The organism is Ancylobacter sp. TW_SC_1, from assembly GCF_056836805.1.
Genome location: NZ_CM166365.1, coordinates 2,670,343 through 2,687,213, shown reverse-complemented (window position 1 = coordinate 2,687,213; position 16,871 = coordinate 2,670,343). Strand labels below are relative to the sequence as shown.

Annotated in this window: 16 protein-coding genes; 5 read left to right on the top strand and 11 right to left on the bottom strand. The window is 68.8% G+C overall.

Annotated features, from left to right (window positions below):
• Nucleotides 1–76: 76 nt before the first annotated feature.
• Complete coding sequence (locus AC1PZ7_RS12405; RefSeq protein WP_482355531.1) at nucleotides 77–508, bottom strand: CBS domain-containing protein; 432 nt, start codon at nucleotides 506–508, stop codon at nucleotides 77–79.
• A gap of 167 nt (nucleotides 509–675) precedes the next feature.
• Nucleotides 676–1,455, bottom strand: a complete 780-nt coding sequence (locus AC1PZ7_RS12400) for a rhomboid family intramembrane serine protease (RefSeq protein WP_482355530.1) — start codon at nucleotides 1,453–1,455, stop codon at nucleotides 676–678.
• A gap of 236 nt (nucleotides 1,456–1,691) precedes the next feature.
• Between AC1PZ7_RS12400 and AC1PZ7_RS12395 the strand changes: the two genes are divergently transcribed.
• Nucleotides 1,692–2,336, top strand: coding sequence for a transglutaminase-like cysteine peptidase (locus AC1PZ7_RS12395; RefSeq protein ID WP_482355529.1), 645 nt, complete (start codon nucleotides 1,692–1,694; stop codon nucleotides 2,334–2,336).
• 15 nt (nucleotides 2,337–2,351) lie between these two features.
• Here the strand turns inward: AC1PZ7_RS12395 and AC1PZ7_RS12390 are convergent, their stop codons facing one another.
• From AC1PZ7_RS12390 to AC1PZ7_RS12360, 7 genes are all read right to left on the bottom strand, one after another.
• Nucleotides 2,352–2,954, bottom strand: coding sequence for a GNAT family N-acetyltransferase (locus AC1PZ7_RS12390; RefSeq protein ID WP_482355528.1), 603 nt, complete (start codon nucleotides 2,952–2,954; stop codon nucleotides 2,352–2,354).
• Between the two features lie 91 nt (nucleotides 2,955–3,045).
• Nucleotides 3,046–3,576, bottom strand: a complete 531-nt coding sequence (locus AC1PZ7_RS12385) for a gamma carbonic anhydrase family protein (RefSeq protein WP_482355527.1) — start codon at nucleotides 3,574–3,576, stop codon at nucleotides 3,046–3,048.
• Nucleotides 3,577–3,581: 5 nt separating this feature from the next.
• Nucleotides 3,582–3,794 (bottom strand): DUF3126 family protein, encoded by a 213-nt coding sequence (locus AC1PZ7_RS12380; protein WP_192638782.1) that lies wholly within the window; start codon nucleotides 3,792–3,794, stop codon nucleotides 3,582–3,584.
• A 147-nt stretch (nucleotides 3,795–3,941) separates the two neighbouring features.
• Nucleotides 3,942–4,802, bottom strand: a complete 861-nt coding sequence (cysE, locus tag AC1PZ7_RS12375; protein WP_482355526.1) for a serine O-acetyltransferase — start codon at nucleotides 4,800–4,802, stop codon at nucleotides 3,942–3,944.
• A gap of 289 nt (nucleotides 4,803–5,091) precedes the next feature.
• A complete protein-coding gene (locus tag AC1PZ7_RS12370; protein ID WP_482355525.1) occupies nucleotides 5,092–5,844 on the bottom strand; it encodes an alpha/beta fold hydrolase in 753 nt (250 codons plus the stop codon).
• Between the two features lie 137 nt (nucleotides 5,845–5,981).
• Nucleotides 5,982–6,347 carry a DUF4087 domain-containing protein gene (locus AC1PZ7_RS12365; RefSeq protein WP_482355524.1) on the bottom strand — a complete coding sequence of 122 codons (366 nt, stop codon included), beginning with the start codon at nucleotides 6,345–6,347 and terminating at the stop codon, nucleotides 5,982–5,984.
• Between the two features lie 20 nt (nucleotides 6,348–6,367).
• Nucleotides 6,368–7,369 carry a hypothetical protein gene (locus tag AC1PZ7_RS12360; RefSeq protein WP_482355523.1) on the bottom strand — a complete coding sequence of 334 codons (1,002 nt, stop codon included), beginning with the start codon at nucleotides 7,367–7,369 and terminating at the stop codon, nucleotides 6,368–6,370.
• A 176-nt stretch (nucleotides 7,370–7,545) separates the two neighbouring features.
• On the opposite strand from AC1PZ7_RS12360, the gene AC1PZ7_RS12355 reads away from it, so the two are divergent.
• The 3 genes from AC1PZ7_RS12355 to AC1PZ7_RS12345 all read left to right on the top strand — a co-directional run bounded on the left by AC1PZ7_RS12355 (nucleotide 7,546) and on the right by AC1PZ7_RS12345 (nucleotide 10,035).
• On the top strand, nucleotides 7,546–7,794 hold the full coding sequence (locus AC1PZ7_RS12355; protein WP_482355522.1) for a zinc-finger domain-containing protein: 249 nt from the start codon (nucleotides 7,546–7,548) through the stop codon (nucleotides 7,792–7,794).
• Between the two features lie 15 nt (nucleotides 7,795–7,809).
• Nucleotides 7,810–8,985 carry an FAD-dependent monooxygenase gene (locus tag AC1PZ7_RS12350; RefSeq protein ID WP_482355521.1) on the top strand — a complete coding sequence of 392 codons (1,176 nt, stop codon included), beginning with the start codon at nucleotides 7,810–7,812 and terminating at the stop codon, nucleotides 8,983–8,985.
• Between the two features lie 123 nt (nucleotides 8,986–9,108).
• Nucleotides 9,109–10,035 carry a DMT family transporter gene (locus tag AC1PZ7_RS12345; RefSeq protein WP_482355520.1) on the top strand — a complete coding sequence of 309 codons (927 nt, stop codon included), beginning with the start codon at nucleotides 9,109–9,111 and terminating at the stop codon, nucleotides 10,033–10,035.
• Nucleotides 10,036–10,078: 43 nt separating this feature from the next.
• Here the strand turns inward: AC1PZ7_RS12345 and AC1PZ7_RS12340 are convergent, their stop codons facing one another.
• On the bottom strand, nucleotides 10,079–11,107 hold the full coding sequence (locus AC1PZ7_RS12340) for an LLM class flavin-dependent oxidoreductase (protein WP_482355519.1): 1,029 nt from the start codon (nucleotides 11,105–11,107) through the stop codon (nucleotides 10,079–10,081).
• Nucleotides 11,108–11,319: 212 nt separating this feature from the next.
• Here AC1PZ7_RS12340 and putA point away from each other — a divergent pair, with 212 nt between their 5' ends.
• The gene (gene putA / locus AC1PZ7_RS12335) at nucleotides 11,320–15,156 is read left to right on the top strand and encodes a trifunctional transcriptional regulator/proline dehydrogenase/L-glutamate gamma-semialdehyde dehydrogenase (RefSeq protein ID WP_482355518.1); all 3,837 of its coding nucleotides are present in this window, start codon (nucleotides 11,320–11,322) and stop codon (nucleotides 15,154–15,156) included.
• Nucleotides 15,157–15,228: 72 nt separating this feature from the next.
• Here putA and gad read toward each other — a convergent pair whose 3' ends face one another.
• Nucleotides 15,229–16,635 (bottom strand): glutamate decarboxylase, encoded by a 1,407-nt coding sequence (gad, locus tag AC1PZ7_RS12330; protein WP_482355517.1) that lies wholly within the window; start codon nucleotides 16,633–16,635, stop codon nucleotides 15,229–15,231.
• Nucleotides 16,636–16,871 lie beyond the last annotated feature (236 nt).

The window sequence follows — 16,871 nt, the reverse complement described above, 5'->3', positions numbered from 1 at the left end:
TCTCCACGCGACGATCCCGGATCGACCTGCGGCCGTCCGGGACGACCAGCCGGTATCGGCCTGTCTGTGCGCCGACTCACGCCGACATGATGTATTCGCGCATCGCGTGGCTCTCGCGCTCCATTTCCGCGAGGCGATGCTTCACCACGTCGCCGATCGAGATGATGCCGACCAGCTTGCCGTCCTGCACCACCGGCAAATGGCGGAAGCGCCCGGCCGTCATCTGTTCCATGATCTGGTGCACGGTCTCGTTGCCGTCGCAGGTGACGACTTTGGCCGTCATGACCGAAGAGACCGGATCGTCGAGCCGCGTCGGCCCGTCCATGCCGACCACGCGCACCACGTCGCGCTCCGACAGGATGCCGACGACACGACGTTCGGCATCCGTCACCACGATGGCACCGATGCGCTTCTCCGCGAGCAGCTCCGTCGCCTCGCGCAGCGTGGCCTGCGGGCCGATCGTCTGAACGTCGAAGCCCTTCTCATCCAAAATCGTTCGAACCGTCATGCATGCCTCCTTCCCGGCTTGGGCGGGACAGACGGCACGCGCTCCGCACCCATCGCCCGCTCTTCCTGGCTTCTTCCCGCCGCGAGCGGGCGAGCCTTGAAGGTGGATGATCCGCTTTAACGCAACGGCAGGCAAGAGGCTCCGGCGCGGAGCCGTCTCCGGCGGGCTCAGCGGCCGGCGCGGCGCGAATAGATCCGGTCGTCCGGCGTGCGTCCGACAGGATCGAAGAACGGGAACAGCAGCAGACCGACGATGAAGCCGCCAATATGCGCCTGCCAGGCGACACTGCCGTCGACAATGCCCGCCGGCGCGCCGATGCCGAAGGCGAGATTGATGACGAACCACACCGCGACGAAGCCGATGACCCGCCGGTCGCGCATCACCTGGGCCAGCGGCGGGGCCGGATAGTGCACCGCGTTCTCCAGCATGTCGGGCCGCCAGGCGCCGTAGCCCTCATGCGCGAACATGAAGCGCAGCGCCGCCGCCATGAATCCCGACACCGCCGCCGAGGCACCGATCATCGGCACCAGCTCGCCCTCATGGGTGAGCAGATGCAGCCCCGCCCCCGCCGCCGCGGTGACGGCGAAGAACAGCAGGAAGCGCACCACGCCGAAGCGCCGCGCCACCGGCGTGCCGAAGGCCAGCATCCACAGGAGGTTCAGGCCGACATGGGTCCAGCCGCCATGCAGGAAGGCATAGGTGACGAAGGTCCACACATCCGCCGCCACGCCGCCCGGCAGCACGCCCTCGGCGAGCACGGAAGGATCGAAGCGCGCAGGGATGAAGGCGAACAGCGCCAGGATCTCGACGCCGGTTTCCGGGTCGACCCAGTCGCGCACCAGCTGAATGAGCAGCATCACCGCCGCCAGCACGGTGATCACCGGCGGCACGTTGAGGATCGGTTCGCGTCTCTGGGCGGCAAGGCGGGGCGGTTCGAGCACGGGCATCACATAGGCTGCCGGGCTCGCGGCGGCAAGGCATAGCGGCGCGGTCGGGCAGCAGCGCGACCTTGCCATCGGCTTAAGCGGCTTGATGAACAGTTTGCCTATTGGTTTGGTTAATGACAATAAAAAAACATATTAACATTCCCTGTCCAGCGTTGTTACGAATCATCGACATCGCTTAGACCAGAATAAAAACCTCGCCTCTATGCTCTCATCCAGTGACAGGAATGAGGTGCGCGATGAAAAAGAGGCTCGAACGGGCCCTTCTCGCGGCAGGGCTGGCAGTTGTGGCGACGCTTTTCGCGGATGCCGGGCCAGCAATGGCGAAGGAAGAGGTGGCGATGCTGTCGAACTTCGCCGCCAACATGGCGGTCGGCGCGCATACCGGCGTGCCGATCGGCTATGTCAGGTTCTGCGCGGAAAGCCCCGCCGACTGCGGCGGAAGCACGGAAAACGGCGGCAAGGTCGCGCTCACCGAGGCCAATTTCACCCAGCTGCGCAAGGTGAACGACGAGATCAACGAGCGCATCCAGCCGATGACCGACATCGATCATTACGGCGAGGTGGAGCGCTGGACCTATCCGGACGACGGCTATGGTGACTGCGAGGACTATGTGCTGCTCAAGCGCCGCGCGCTGGTCGGGCTCGGCTGGCCGGCCGACACGCTGCTGGTCACCGTGGTACGCGACCGCAAGGGCGACGGCCACGCCGTCCTCACCGTGGTGACCGATCGCGGCGACCTCGTGCTCGACAATCAGGAAGCCGCCATCGTGCTCTGGCACGAGACCGGCTACCGCTTCGTCAAGCGCCAGGCACAGGAAGACATCAATGCGTGGGTGTCGCTCGGCGACGTGCTGGCGCCGCTCTCGGTCGGCCGGAACTAGATTTCGCCCTTGTCGTCACCCTTCAGCGCCGGGGCGACGCGGCGCCAGCGGCCCGGGAGGAAGCGAGGCTCGCTGGACGCGCTCGTCCATTGCCGCCCATTCCCTTCGCAGGATGGCGTATTGCATCGTGTTCTCGAAAACCGGCGCGCCGTCATCATCGTGGCGGAAGGAAATGAACTCCTTGAACAGTCCTTCCCTGCGCATCCCCAGCCTTTCGCACAGGCGCTGCGAGGCGGCGTTGTCTTCCTCGACATAGGCATAAAGACGACGGGCCTGCTTCACCGCGAACAGGTAGTCGAACATCGCCCGCGCCGCCTCGGTGGCGAAGCCGGCGCCGCCGAATTCGGCGTTGAAGTTCCATCCGACGGAATAGGTATCCGGAGGCTCCGGCATGCAGAAAACGTCGCCGATCAACCTGTCGGTCGACGCCAGGCAAACGGCGATATGTTCGTCGCTTGTGCTGCGCGCCTGCGCTTCGGCCTGCGCCGCCGCGAGATCGTCCAGCCTGAGGGACAGATAACAGCTCGCGCCGGGCACCCGCAGATACGCCAGAAGGTCGGGCGCATCCGCGGGCCGGAAATTCCGCAGGATCAGCCGCTCGGTCTTGATCGCGTCCATTCGGGGTCACCGGCCGTTGTCATCGGGGATGCCCCCTGCGCGAAGCGTGGCCTGAGACTTTGGCCGAAACAGGAGGCGCGGCGCGCGCCCCTCAGTCGATCCTCTTCAGCCCCTCGGCGAAGCGCCGCCAGTTGCGCACATAATGCGCGGCGGTGCCGTGGATGCGCTGCTCCATCGCGGCGTCGAGGGTGCGGATCACCTTGCCCGGCGCCCCGACGATCAGGCAATTGTCGGGATATTCCTTGCCCTCGGTAACGAGGGCTCCGGCGCCGACGAGGCAGTTGCGGCCGATCTTCGCCCCGTTGAGGATGGTCGCGCCCATGCCGATCAGGCTGTTCGCGCCGATCGTGCAGCCATGCAGCATCGCCTTGTGGCCGATGGTGCAGTCCTCGCCGATGGTCATCGGGAAGCCCGGATCGGTGTGCAGCACGCACAGTTCCTGGATGTTCACCCGGGCGCCGAGCGTGATGCGCTCATTGTCGCCGCGGATGACCGAGCCGAACCACACGCTCGCCTCGTCGCCGAGTTGCACATTGCCGATCACCTCGGCGGTGGGGGCGATCCAGCAGCGGCTGAGCGCCGGCAGGTCCGGCGCCACCCCGTCGAGCGCATAGACGGGCATCGCCCTCAGTCCTCGAGGTCGGTGTCGAGGATGGCCATCTGGAAGTTATAGGAGAGGTCGCCGTCTTCCTTGTCCTCGAACAGGACGCCGATGAACTCGTCGCCGAGATAGACCTCGGCCGAATCCTTCTTCTTCGGACGCGCCACGACGCGCAGCTGCGTGTTGCTGAACAGGCGCCGCATATAGGTCTGGACGCGTTCGAGATCCTTCTTTTCCAAAGTCCGTGCTCCCGCGATGGGTTGAATTGGGCGGCAGGCTTGCCACGCCGCGCCGACCGGCGCAACCGGCGTCGGCCGCATAGCTGTGGCTCGCCGGAGCGATACACCGGCGAGTGGGGTCGCAAGGCGACGGCCGCACACGCCGGATCAGATCGCCTCGCCGAGGAAGGAGGGCAGGTCCGACAGGCTGTCGAACATCTGGTCCATGCTGCGCGAAGGCTCGGCACAGCCGGCCTCGCCGACCACCTTGGCCGGCACGCCGGCCACCGTGGTGCGCGCCGGCACCGGCTTCAGCACCACGGAGCCGGCGGCCACGCGGGCGCAATGGCCGACCTCGATGTTGCCGAGCACCTTGGCGCCGGCGCCCAGCAGCACGCCGCGCCGGATCTTCGGGTGGCGATCGCCGTGCTCCTTGCCGGTACCGCCGAGCGTGACGCCCTGCAGCACCGAGACATTGTCCTCGACCACCGCCGTCTCGCCCACCACGATGCCGGTGGCATGATCGAAGAAGATGCCGCGGCCGAACGGCGCCGCCGGATTGATGTCGACCTGGTTCACGGCCGAGGAACGGCTCTGCAGGTAGAACGCGAAATCCTTGCGGCCGTTCTTCCACAGCCAGTGCGCCAGACGGTGCGTCTGGATGGCGTGGAAGCCCTTGTAATAGAGCAGCGGCTGGATCGCCCGCTCGGTCGCCGGATCGCGGTCCAGCACCGCGACGATGTCGGCGCGGATGGCGACACCCAGTTCCGGGTCGTCCGCCACCGCCTCTTCGAAAGCGTGGCGGATGATATCCGCCGGCACGTCGCCATGGTCGAGGCGCTGGGCGATGCGATGCGCCACCGCCCGCTCCAGCGTGGTGTGGTAGAGCACCGTGGAAAAGACGAAGCTGGCAAGCGCCGGCTCGCGCTGGGTGATGTCCTCGGCCTCGGAGCGGATGCGTGCCCAGACCGGATCGACCTTGTCGAGGACGCGCGGCGCCTCGACGCGATGGAGAGAATTCTTCGCCATTTTCCTTCCCTCGCCGTTCGCCCGGGGGGCGCCGGCTGGATATCCCGAGTTTGTTTCAGCCTAGCACAGGCCCCGGCGCCGGCCTACGCCGCCACCATTGCAGGAATGCAGGAACGTCCACCCCCGCCACCGGCGGCCGCGCCGCTGAATCAGAATGTGAGCCACCCCTGATTCCCTTTGCCAGCAAAGCCCGGCAAGCGATTCAGCCGACTCGGCTTTCCGGCTTTGTTGAATCAAAATGCAAGCACGCCCGCCCCACATCGGGACACCGCCCCCTTCCCTGCCCGCCTCAGCGCGGCTCGGCGAGGAAGGCGAGCACCGCCTCCTTGAACGCCTTGTCCCCCACGGCACGCATATGGTCGCGGTCGGGAATGTCGAAAGCGCGCGCGCCCGGGACAAGCGCCGCGACCGGATGCGGCGAGCCGGCGACCGGATCGCGCGTGCCCACGGCGATCAGCGTCGGCACGGCGATGCGCCCGACCTCGTCGCGGCTCAGCGTGCGGCGCGAGCCGACGATGCAGGCGGCGAGCGCCTCGCGGTCGCTCTTGGTCTGCTCGGCGAAGGCCCGGAACATCCGGCCCATCGGGTCGGTCACGTCGTCGAGATGGGGCGCACGCAGCGCGTCCGCGATGCTGATCGGCAGTCCCGCCCCCTCGACGAGGTGGATGCCGATGCCGCCGAGGATGAGCGTGCGCACCCGCTCCGGCGCCGTCAGCGCCACGCAGGCGCCGATCCGCCCACCCATCGAATAACCCATCACGTCGGCGCGCGTGAGGCCGAGATGGTCCATCAGCGCGATCACGTCGCGCGCCATCAGCCAGGGGTCGTAGAGTTCGGGCTGGTAGAGCTTGGAGGAGGCGCCGTGGCCGCGATTGTCGAGCGCGATCACCCGCCGCCCGGCACCGGTCAGCGTCGCGACCCAGCCCGGCCCGACCCAGTTGATCTCCTTGGTCGAGCCGAAACCGTGAATCAGGATGATCGGCTCGCCCTCGCCCTCGTCGAGATAGGCGAAGTCGATGGCGTCGTGGGTGAAGGTCGGCATGGCGGGCGCTCCGGCGGGGAGAGACGACGGGAGGCGCAAGCTAGTAAGACGCGGCCGCCCTGCCAAGCCGGCACGGCGGGATGCCGGCCATGCGCGCGGCAGCGCGGCGTGCGCCGGAGACGCCTGCCGGCACCGGCCTATTCCGGCTTTTTCAGGCTCTTGTCGTTCCTGCAGCGCGACAGCGGCAGGATCTTGCCGGAATAGATCCGGGTGATGTTCTTCTCGGCCTTGTCGGTATCGACGCTGAGGCAGGCGCAGCCATAGCCATAGCCGTTCGGCTGCAGCTTCACATATTCCTTGGAATCGAAGTCGGGCGCGTTGTCGAAGCCCTCGGCTTCCATTCCGCCCTGCGACCGCATCCACCAGTCGCCGTCGCGATCGGACAGATACCAGTTGCCCGGGGTCGGGTTGACGTACCAGCCGCAGCGGTTCTCCGCCGCGCCGGCGGGCGCCGCCAGCAAGGCGAGCATCAGTATCGACAGGATCGGGGCCAGGACACGCATTGGTCGCCTCCTCGTGGCGCTTATGCCGGTAACGGACGCCACCGGCTGCGCTTGTTCTTCCACATCGGACGCAGCATCGCCACCATGGCCGTGTTGAACGAGGCGACGAGGCCGAAAAGATTGAGCAGTGCCGCCATCACCCAGAAGGCGAGCTTCGCCATCGCCTCGGTGACGAACAGCGCGCCGCGCCCCAGCGTCTTGACGATCGCCAGCGTCTGCCCGCCCTTGGCCTGCGCGAGAGCGCGCAGGCGCGCCGCCCCGGCCGCGTCGTCGACATGGCGCAGCCCGGCGAAGGTGGCGCGCGTGCCGGCCCGCGTGCCGGCCGTGCCGAGATCCCCCACGAGGGTGGCGACCTGCGCCCTGCCGCCGCCGCGCAGCGCCGCCGCGATATTGCCGGCAAAACGCCCGCCGACCGCGCCGGCCCGGCGCGCGCCCTTGAGCACGGATAGGCCCGCCCGCAGCGTCAGCGGCGCGCCGAAGGCGGCATAGGTGGCGCCGGTCACCGCGACTCCGACGCCGGCGAGGTCGACCATCAGCCGGTCGACCGGCCCGCCGCGCGCCCAGTGCAGCGCCTCCCGGCCGAGGTCGCGCACATCGCCCCAGACGGTGAGGTCGCTCGCCGTCGCGCCGGCGAGACCGGCGAGGTCCTCGCCCTCCCCGGTCAGGAAGCCATGGCCGAAATGCCCGGCGCCGCGCGCGAATGTCGCGCCCGGCGCATTGGCGAGCGCGACCCGCGCCCGTAGCCCGGCAGCGACCGGGATGGCGCGCGCATCGGCCAGTTCCATGAAGCTGGCCGCCAGCTCGCCATCCGCCGCCGCAAGCGCGGCCTCGATCTCACCGGCCACACGCGCGGGCGTCAGCACGCCGTCGAGTTGCAGGTCGGCGATGCGCGCCGCGTCGTCGCGGGCGGTGACGAGGGCAAACGCCTCCCGTCCCATCGGCACCACCCAATGGGCGGCACCGGTGAAGGCGAGCAGGAAACCGGCGGCGGCGAAGAAGCGGTACATGAGGGACTGAAACACCCGGCGCGACTGCGTCCACTCTTGCCCGCCCATTATGGCGAAGCGATGGGGCGGGCGCCGCAAGCCGGGGATGCGCGGCCTGCGACCCACGGCCCGTGCCATCGCCCCTTGGACCGCGGCGCGCCAGCGGCTATGTTCCGGGCGATTTCAACGTAAAGCGCGGACAGGCGAACATCATGGCGGGCCACGTCGTTCCCCACTTCCACAATTCGGCGGGCGTGCCGAGAATTTCCATCGGCGCCAAGGAATTCATGTGCGTCGGCGCCCTGCCGCCCTACGACCACCCGCATGTCTTCCTCGACATGGGGTCGGAGGACGAGATCGTCTGCCCGTACTGCTCGACCCTCTACAAGTACGATTCGCACCTGCACGGCGCCGAATCGACCCCGCCGGGCGCGCTGTACGAGACGCCGGCCGCCGCCTGACCGGCCGACCGCGTCGTGACCCGCCACATTCTCGTCGCCGGGGCCGGCATAGGCGGGCTCACGGCTGCGCTGGCGCTGTCCAGGGCCGGCTGCACCGTCACGCTCCTCGAACGGGCGGGGCAGCTCGAGGAGGCGGGAGCGGGCGTCCAGCTCGCCGCCAACGCCACGCGCTGCCTGCAATCGCTCGGCGTCTATGAGCGGGTGGCCGCCCGCGCCGTGCTGCCGCAGGCCTTCGAGGTGATCGACGGACGGCACGGCACGCGCCTTACCGGCGCGCCGATGGGCGCGCAGGCCGAGGCCCGCTTCGGTGGTCCCTTCATCGTCATCCATCGCGCCGATCTGCAGGCCGCCCTGCTCGCGGCCGTGCGCGAGGTGCCGGCGATTACCCTGAAGCTCGGTCATGCGGTGGACGGCTTCGCCACTCCGGGCGCCGGCGTCGCCGTCCGCACGCGCCATGCCGACGCCGGGGAGACGCTCGAAGCCGATGCACTCATCGGCGCCGACGGGCTGCGCTCGGCGGTAAGGCTGGCGCTCAACCCGCAGGCGCGGCCGTCCTTCCGCCACCGCGCCGCCTGGCGGGCCACCGTGCCGGCGCAGGCCCTGCCCGCCCGCCTCGCCGATCCGGTGACGCGGCTCTGGCTGGGACCGGGCGCGCACCTCGTCTCCTATCCGGTGCAGGCCGGCGCGGCGATCAATCTCGTCGCGGTCACACCGGACGCGCGCGAGGTGCACGGCTGGAGCGAGGACGGCGCGCCGGACGAACTCCTCGCCCATTACCGCGACTGGAGCGAGGACGCGCACGTGCTGCTGCGCGCGCCCGAGCGCTGGCTGCGCTGGGCGCTGTTCGATCTCGATCCCCTGCCCGCCTGGGGCTCCGGCCCGGTGACACTTCTGGGCGACGCCGCCCACGCCATGCCGCCCTTCCTCGCCCAGGGGGCCGCGCAGGCCATCGAGGACGCGGTGGTGCTGGCGCAACAGCTCGAAGGCACGTCCGCCACGGCCGAGGCACTGCGCCGCTACGAGGCGTTGCGGATTCCCCGCACCACGCGGGTGCAGCGCGCCGCCCGCGGCATGGACCGCATCTACCACCTCGCCGGCCCGGCGCGACTGGCTCGCGACCTCGTCATGCGCGCGCGCCCGGGCAGCGCTGTGCTGGAGCGCTACCGCTGGATCTATGACTGGCGCCCGTGAGGCCGCTCCTGGCCGTGCCTTTTCGATAGATCGACTTTGCTCATGGGGGTCATGAGAACATCTCGTTTTCCGATTGATGCCGCCTCACCTAGGTTCGGCGCCGTCAACGAATGGAGATGACCGATGCCCGTCGCATCGAGTGTCGGCGCGCCCCCGGCCGCCGCGACCCGTACCGTCGTGCCCTTGCCGCTGCTGGTCGCGCTGTTCTGCGTGCTGTGGTCGTCGGCCTTCGCCGGCGCCAAGCTGGCGCTGGCCGATTGCCCGCCGCTGACCCTGCTGATGGTGCGCCTCGTCCTCGCCGGCGCGATCATGCTGATCATGGCGCCGATCTGGGATGGCGGGCGGATGCGGATGCGCCGGCGCGACCTGTTCGCGCTCATCTTCATCGGCATCCTCAACAATGCGGTCTATCTCGGCCTGAACTGGACCGCGCTGACCTTCACCTCCTCCGCCTATACAGCGGTGCTGACGAGCTGCCTGCCGCTGCTCGTCGCGCTCGGCGCCGGCCCGCTGCTCGGCGAAAGGCTGACGCTCGGCAAGCTCGGCGGCATCGCGCTCGGCATCGTCGGTGTGGTGATCGTCCTGCGCTCGCGCCTCGCCGGGGCGCATGAAAGCCTCACCGGCACGCTGCTCATCGCCGGCGGCGTCGCCGCCCTCGCGGCCGGCACGCTGGCCTTCAAGTACTTCGCCCCGCGCGGCGGCATCTGGCGGGGAAACGCCATCCAGTGCCTGGCGGGCGGGGTGGTGCTGATCCCCTTCGCCCTGGCAGGCGAGAATCCGGCCGACATCCACCTCACCGCCAATCTGGTCGGCGGCCTCGCCTTCCTCGTGGTCGGCGTGTCGATCGGCGGCTTCGGGCTGTGGTTCTACCTGCTCACCCGCTCCAGCGCGACGGCGGCGTCGAGCCTGCACTTCCTCATGCCGCCGCTCGGCCTGTTCTTCGGCTGGCTGCTGCTGGGCGAAGCCGTGCCGCCGCTCGACTTCGTCGGCATCGTGCCGATCGCGCTGGGCATCTGGCTGGTGACACGGCCGGCGCGCGCGGCGGGGTGAGCCACCCCGCCCCTTGCCGTCCTCCCGGCCGGGCAAGGACGGATCAGGCCGCCACCGGCGCCGTCTGCAGGGCCTTGATCAGTTCGTAGGAGCGCCGCTTCGCCGCCAGATCGGTGATCGCGGTAGTGATCATCAGCTCGTCCGCCAGCGTCATGTCGAGGAAGCGTTCCAGTCCCTCCGCGATTTTGGCCGGCCCGCCCACCAGCACCTTCTCGCGGTTGCGGCGGATGAAGGCGCGGTCCGCCTCGCTATAGGGATAGGCCGCCGCCTCCTCCGGCGTCGGGATCGGCCCGTAGTCACCGCGCGCGCGGCGCAGATGCGCGAGGTCGACGCTTCCGGCCAGCCACTCGGCCTCCTCGTCGGTCGGGGCGCACACCGCCGCCAGCGCCAGTATCGCGTGCGGGCTGGCGAGCCGTTCCGAGGGCTGGAAGCCGGAGCGGTAGCTCAGCATGGCGTCGCGCACGTCATGCTGGGCGAAATGATGCGCGAAGGCGAAGCCGACGCCGATCTGCGCCGCCAGCCGCGCGCTATAGCCGGACGAGCCGAGCAGCCAGATCGGCGGCAGCTTCACGTCGACGGGCATCACCTTGATGTTGCGATAGGGGTGGTCGTCCGGCCACTCGCCGGTGTCCCACAGCATCAGCTCGCGCAGGCGGTCGAGGAAATCGTCGCCGGGATCGACATCCTGCCGGCGCCGCAGCGCATGGGAGGTAAGCTGGTCGGTGCCCGGCGCGCGGCCGAGACCGAGATCGACCCGGTCGGGATACAGCCCCTCCAGCACCTTGAAGCGTTCCGCCACCATCAGCGGCGCATGGTTCGGCAGCATCACGCCGCCGGAACCGACGCGGATGCGCTGCGTCGCCGCGAGGATCTGCCCCGCCATCACATCCGGCGCGCCGGAGGCGACCGAGGGCAGATTGTGATGCTCGGCCACCCAGAAGCGGGCATAGCCGAGCCCGTCGACATGGCGCGCCAGCTCGATCGTGCCGCGCAGCGCCTCCGGGCCGGTGCCGTTGGAGGCGACGAAGGAAAGATCGAGGACGGAGAGGGGCAGTTTCGCGAGACGGGTCATCCAACCTAGTTGGGAAGCCGCGCCTGCACCGCAAGAAGTACCCTGCGTGTAACCGCCCCCGGGTGCTCCGTGCCGGTGCCGTCAGACCTCATCCCGGGCGCCTCCGCCTCGACTTTCGAGCGTCGCATGCGTTGCGGGTTGCACCATCCGGGAAGCGGGGTTACACCTACGTTCAATCATACCGCCAGCCCAACCTCCGGAAGGAAGCCATCATGTCCACGACCACCATGGGCGTGAAGATCGACGACGAGATCCGCGCGCGGCTGAAGATCGCCGCCGAGCGGGAGGGCTGCACCCCGCACGCGCTGGTCAAGCAGGCCCTCGTCGCCGCCATCGAGCGCAGTGAACGGGGTTTGACTGCAGTCATCGCCCCGGCTGCAGCAGCAGTCCCTGCAGTCGAGGATGGCAGTCTGCAGGACGAAAGTCCGTTCCTGCCCTTCGCGCGCGGCGTGCAGCCGCAGAGCGTGCTGCGGGCCCGCGTCACCGGCGCCTACCGCATGCCGGAAACCGAGTGCGTGCCGATGCTGGTCGGTCCCGCCACGCTGCCTCCCGCAAAGGCCGAGGCGGCGCGCGAGCGCGCCCGCATGCTGGTCGAAACGTTGCGCGAGAAGGGCCAGAAGGGCGCCGTCGAGGGGCTGATCCACGAATATTCGCTGTCCAGCCAGGAAGGTGTGGCGCTGATGTGCCTCGCCGAGGCCCTGCTGCGCATTCCCGACCGCGCCACCCGCGACGCGCTGATCCGCGACAAGATCGGCCATGGCGACTGGCAGGCCCATGTCGGCCATAGCCCGTCGCTGTTCGTGAACGCCGCCACCTGGGGCCTCGTGCTCACCGGCAAGCTCACCTCGACCTCCAGCGAAGCCGGGCTGTCCGGTGCCCTCACCCGCCTGATCGGCCGCGGCGGCGAGCCGCTGATCCGCCGCGGCGTCGACGTCGCCATGCGGATGATGGGCGAGCAGTTCGTCACCGGACAGACCATCTCCGAGGCCCTCGCCAATTCGCGCAAGCTGGAGGCCAAGGGCTTCCGCTACTCCTTCGACATGCTCGGCGAGGCCGCCACCACCGAGGCCGACGCGCAGCGCTATTTCGCCGAATACGAGCAGGCTATCCACGCCATCGGCAAGGCCTCCGCCGGTCGCGGCATCTATGAGGGGCCCGGCATCTCGATCAAGCTGTCGGCTCTTCACCCACGCTACAACAGGTCGCAATATTCTCGTGTTATCAAGGAGTTGCTGCCGCGTGTTGTAGCTTTGGCGAAGCTCGCGCGGCACTATGATATCGGCCTCAACATCGACGCCGAGGAAGCCGACCGGCTGGAGATTTCACTCGACCTTCTGGAATCGCTTTGTTTCGATGACGCCCTAAGCGGTTGGAACGGCATCGGTTTCGTCGTTCAGGCGTATCAGAAGCGTTGCCCCTATGTCATCGATCTGCTGATCGACCTTGCCCGTCGCTCCGGCCACCGACTGATGGTGCGGCTGGTGAAGGGCGCCTATTGGGACAGCGAGATCAAGCGCGCCCAGGTGGACGGGCTTGAGGGCTTCCCGGTCTATACGCGCAAGGTTCACACCGACGTTGCCTATCTCGCCTGCGCCCGCAAGCTGCTGGCGGCGCCCGATGCGGTGTTCCCGCAATTCGCCACCCACAACGCCCAGACGCTCTCGACCATCACCGAAATGGCCGGCGCCAACTACTATGCCGGACAATATGAATTTCAGTGTCTTCACGGCATGGGCGAGCCTCTTTACGAGGAGGTTGTCGGCCGCGAGAAGCTCGGCCGGCCCTGCCGCATCTACGCGCCGGTCGGCACGCATGAGACGCTGCTCGCCTATCTGGTTCGCCGCCTGCTGGAGAACGGCGCCAACTCCTCCTTCGTCAATCGCATCGCCGATGCCAACGTCCCCGTCGAGGAGCTGATCGAGAGCCCGGTCGAGGCCGCCCAGCGCATCGATCCGCTCGGCGCGCCGCACCCGCGCATCGCCGCGCCGGCCGAGCTGTTCGGCGCCGAGCGTCGCAATTCGGCAGGCCTCGACCTGTCCAACGAGCAGCGCCTCGCCTCCCTCGCCGCGGCACTCCTTGCCGGCAGCGCCACCGTGCTGAAGGCAACGCCGCTCCTCGGCGACGGCCCGGCCGCCGGCATCGCCCGCCCGGTGCTCAACCCGGCCGACCACCGCGATCAGGTCGGCGTGGTGGAGGACGCCACGCCCGAGATCGTCGCCCGAGCCATGGAGCTCGCGCAGGCCGCCGCGCCGATCTGGCAGTCGACGCCGCCGGCGGAACGCGCCGCCTGCCTGTTCCGCGCCGCCGATCTGATGGAGGCGCGCATGCCCGCGCTCATCGGCATCATCGTCCGCGAGGCCGGCAAGTCGTTCCCCAACGCCATCGGCGAGGTACGCGAGGCGGTCGACTTCCTGCGCTACTACGGCGCCCAGGTGCGCGACGGCTTCTCCGGCGATACCCACCGCCCCCTCGGCCCGGTGGTCTGCATCAGCCCGTGGAACTTCCCGCTCGCCATCTTCACCGGCCAGGTCGGCGCGGCGCTCGCCGCCGGCAATGCCGTGCTCGCCAAGCCCGCCGAGGAAACCCCGCTCATCGCCTTCGCGGCGGTCGAGATCCTGCGTGAGGCCGGCGTGCCGCCCGGCGCGGTGCAACTCGTCACCGGCGCCGGCCCGGTCGGCGCCGCGCTGGTGGGTGATACCCGCACCCGCGGCGTGATGTTCACCGGCTCGACCGAGGTGGCACGCCTCATCCGCCGGCAGCTCGCCGCGCGGCTCAATCCTGATGGCAGCGTCATCCCGCTGGTGGCCGAAACCGGCGGCCAGAACGCCATGATCGTGGATTCCTCGGCGCTCGCCGAGCAGGTCGTGGCGGACGTCCTCTCCTCCGCCTTCGATTCCGCCGGCCAGCGCTGCTCGGCGCTGCGAATCCTCTGCCTGCAGGAGGATGTGGCCGACCGCATGCTGGAGATGCTGCGCGGCGCCCTGAACGAGCTCGCCGTCGGCAATCCGGTCCATCTGTCGACCGATATCGGCCCGGTCATCACCGCCGAGGCGAAGGCCGCCATCGAGGCGCACATCCTGCGCCTGCGGCAGGCCGGCTTGCGGGTCGAGCAGGTCGCCCTCGGCGAGGAGTGCCGGCACGGAACCTTTGTGCCACCGACGCTGATCGAGATCGACGACATCGCCGAGCTGACGCGCGAGGTGTTCGGCCCGGTTCTGCATGTGGTGCGCTACCGCCGCGAGGAGCTCGACGAGCTGATCGACGCCATCAACGCCACCGGCTACGGCCTCACCTTCGGCCTGCACACCCGCATCGACGAGACCATCGCCCGTGTCAGCGGCCGCATAGAGGTCGGCAACGTCTACATCAACCGCAACATCATCGGCGCGGTGGTGGGAGTGCAGCCCTTTGGCGGGCACGGTCTCTCCGGCACCGGGCCGAAGGCCGGCGGACCGCTTTATCTCAGCCGGCTGCTGGCCGTCCGTCCCGCCATCCGCCTACCGGATACCCAGCCTTCGGGCCCGGCGCGGCTGTGGGTCGACTTCCAGTCCGATCCGGATACCCAGGCACTGTGCGGCGCGGTCCTCGACACTTCGCCCTGCGGCCATTGGGCCGAGCTTGCCGGGCCCGTCGGCGAGCGCAACGTCTACGCGCTCTCGCCGCGCGGCACGGTGCTGTGCCTGGCGGCCACCGAGCGCGGCCTGGCGGTGCAGATCGCCTCGGCCCTCGCCACCGGCAACCGGGTGCTGCTGGAAGGCTCCTTCCTGCCCACCCTGCCGATGGGGCTGGAAGGCCGGGTCAGCATGGTGGAGGACTTTGGCTCGGCGCGCTTCGACGCCGTCCTGTTCGAAGGCGACGGCGACGCGCTGCGCCAGCTCAACGCGGCGCTGGCCGAGCGCGAGGGACCGATCGTGCTGGTGCATGGGCTCGCCCCCGACGCCATTGCGCGCGGCGAGCTCTATCCGCTCGATCTGCTGATGCTGGAGCGCTCCACCAGCACCAACACGGCCGCCGCCGGCGGCAATGCGAGCCTGATGAGCATCGGCTGACCCGAACGGGAAGGGCGGCGGCCGATCCGGCGCCCTTCCCCTCTGGGATTTACCTTCGCCCGGCGCTGCGCCTCAATTGTGGTTGAAGCCGGCGGCCTCGTCCTCGGTGAGCGGATGCGAGACCGGGTGCTTGGCGAAGAAGTCCAGCGAGCGCTGGAAATCGTCGATCAGCAGGCTGGCAAGGTCGCGGCTCACGCCGTGGCGCACCAGGATGCGCTGGATCACCAGATCCTGCCGGTTGGCCGGCATGGAATAGGCCGGCACCTGCCAGCCGCGCGAGCGCAGCCGGTCGGCGAGATCGTACAGCGTGTAGCCGCCGATCGCGGCTTCGTCCTTCAGCTTCCAGCACAACGCCGGAATGCCCGCCCGCCGGTTGCCATCGAACAGGATCTCGAACGGGCCCATCGCGGCGATCTCGCGGGCGAGATACTCGGCCGTGTCATGGCATGCGTTCTGGATCTTGGCGTAGCCCTCGCGGCCGAGGCGGACGAAATTGTAGTACTGCGCGATCACCTGCCCGCCTGGACGGGAGAAGTTGAGCGCGAAGGTCGGCATGTCGCCGCCGAGATAGTTCACGTCGAAGACGAGTTCCTGCGGCAGGTCGGACGCCTCGCGCCAGATCACCCAGCCCACGCCGAGCGGGGCGAGGCCGAATTTGTGGCCGGAAGCGTTGATCGACTTCACGCGCGGCAGGCGGAAGTCCCATTCGATGTCGGGCGCGCAGAACGGCGCGAGGAAGCCGCCCGAGGCGCCATCCACATGCATCGGAATGTCGAGGCCGGTCTCGGCCTGCAGCTTGTCGAGCGCGTCGCTCACCGCCTTCACCGGCTCGTACTGGCAGGTGAAGGTGACGCCCATGGTCGGCACGACGCCGATGGTGTTCGCATCGACCCGCTTCAGAACCTCTTCCGGATTCATGATCAGCCGATCGCCCTCGAGCGGGATCTCGCGCAGCTCGACGTCGAAATAGCGGGCGAATTTGTGCCAGCAGATCTGCACCGGGCCGCAGATCATGTTCGGCTTGTCGGCCGGAAGGCCGGCCGCGGCCCGCCTCTTGCGCCATTGCCATTTCAGCGCCAGGCCGCCCAGCATCGCCGCCTCCGAGGAACCGACGGTCGAGCAGCCGATGGTGCCGCGCGGGTCGGGCGCGTTCCACAAATCGGCGAGCATGTGCACGCAGCGCGCCTCGATCGCGGCGGTCTGCGGATACTCGTCCTTGTCGATCATGTTCTTGTCGATCGACAGCGCCATCAGGTCCTGGACCTCGTCGTCGACCCAGGTCTGGCAGAAGGTGGCGAGGTTCTGGCGCGAATTGCCGTCCAACATCAGCTCGTCGCGTACAGCGGCGAAGACGTGGCGCGGCTCCCTCTCCACCGGCGGGAACTCGAACTTCGGCAGCTTCCCGAGCAGGTCCGCCGACGAATAGAGGTCGTCGAGAAGATCGTTGCGCAGATCGGCGTTGGACTGTTCCGACGTCAAAGCGTGCGTCCTTTCAAGATGTTGAGGCTTTCGCATGGCGGGAGCGGCGGTGGAGAGCCGGCTCCGGAGCGGGGCGAGGGCCCGGTACCGGCGAGGGCGCCTGATCGGTGCCCGAAGCGGTCGCCGGCCGTTCCCGCAGGGTGGTGCAATCGCGTCGATGGCGACCCATTACCGTCAATAAGCGTCATCATGCCGGTGAAATCAAGCGAACGGCGAACGGCTGAAACCCCTCCCGG